1 rRNA gene is annotated in these 1,575 nt (G+C 52.1%); it reads left to right on the top strand.

The features are described from left to right. Nucleotides 1-27 precede the first annotated feature (27 nt). Nucleotides 28-1,575 (top strand): 23S ribosomal RNA (locus tag JI666_RS20845); the annotation flags it as partial.

Genomic DNA, 1,575 nt, shown 5'->3' with positions numbered 1-1,575 from the left:
TTGAGCAATCAAGTCTAATGAATCTAAGGTTAAGCTACTAAGGGCGCACGGTGGATGCCTTGGCACTAGAAGCCTAAGAAGGACGGGACGAACACCGATATGCTTCGGGGAGCTGTAAGTACGCTTTGATCCGGAGATTTCCGAATGGGGGAACCCACTATCTTTAATAGGATAGTATCCATTTCTGAATACATAGGGAATGGAAGGCAGACCCGGGGAACTGAAACATCTCATTACCCGGAGGAAGAGAAAGCAAACGCGATTTCCTGAGTAGCGGCGAGCGAAACGGAATCAGCCCAAACCAGAGGGCTTGCCCTCTGGGGTTGTAGGACGTCTCTTTGGAGTTACAAAGGCACGGATAGACGAAGCGACCTGGAAAGGTCCATCAGAGAAGGTAACAATCCTGTAGTCAAAATCCGCTGCCCTCCGAGACGGATCCTGAGTACGGCGGGACACGTGAAACCCCGTCGGAATCCGGGAGGACCATCTCCCAAGGCTAAATACTCTCTAGTGACCGATAGTGAACCAGTACCGTGAGGGAAAGGTGAAAAGCACCCCGGAAGGGGAGTGAAAGAGAACCTGAAACCGTGTGCCTACAACTAGTTGGAGCCCGTTAATGGGTGACAGCGTGCCTTTTGTAGAATGAACCGGCGAGTTACGATCCCGTGCAAGGTTAAGCTGATAAGGCGGAGCCGCAGCGAAAGCGAGTCTGAATAGGGCGAAATAGTACGTGGTCGTAGACCCGAAACCAGGTGATCTACCCATGTCCAGGGTGAAGTTCAGGTAACACTGAATGGAGGCCCGAACCCACGCATGTTGAAAAATGCGGGGATGAGGTGTGGGTAGCGGTGAAATGCCAATCGAACCTGGAGATAGCTGGTTCTCTCCGAAATAGCTTTAGGGCTAGCCTCGCGGCAAGAATCTTGGAGGTAGAGCACTGATTGGACTAGGGGTCCTTACCGGATTACCGAATCCAGTCAAACTCCGAATGCCAACGATTTATCCGCGGGAGTCAGACTGCGAGTGATAAGATCCGTAGTCGAGAGGGAAACAGCCCAGACCACCAGCTAAGGTCCCAAAGTATACGTTAAGTGGAAAAGGATGTGGCGTTGCTTAGACAACCAGGATGTTGGCTTAGAAGCAGCCATCATTTAAAGAGTGCGTAATAGCTCACTGGTCGAGTGACGCTGCGCCGAAAATGTACCGGGGCTAAACGTATCACCGAAGCTGTGGATTGTCTTACGACAATGGTAGGAGAGCGTTCTAAGGGCTGTGAAGTCAGACCGAAAGGACTGGTGGAGCGCTTAGAAGTGAGAATGCCGGTATGAGTAGCGAAAGACAAGTGAGAATCTTGTCCGTCGAAAGCCCAAGGTTTCCTGAGGAAGGCTCGTCCGCTCAGGGTTAGTCGGGACCTAAGCCGAGGCCGAAAGGCGTAGGCGATGGATAACAGGTTGATATTCCTGTACCACCTCCTTTCCGTTTGAACGACGGGGGGACGCAGAAAGATAGGGAGAGCGCGCTGCTGGAAATGCGCGTCCAAGCGATTAGGCTGGTGAATAGGCAAATCCGTTCACC

It is taken from the genome of Bacillus sp. NTK071, assembly GCF_017303315.1.
Lineage (GTDB): Bacteria > Bacillota > Bacilli > Bacillales > Guptibacillaceae > Guptibacillus.
Note: the sequence above shows the minus strand (reverse complement) of the source record. Positions and strands in the feature narration are given on the sequence as shown.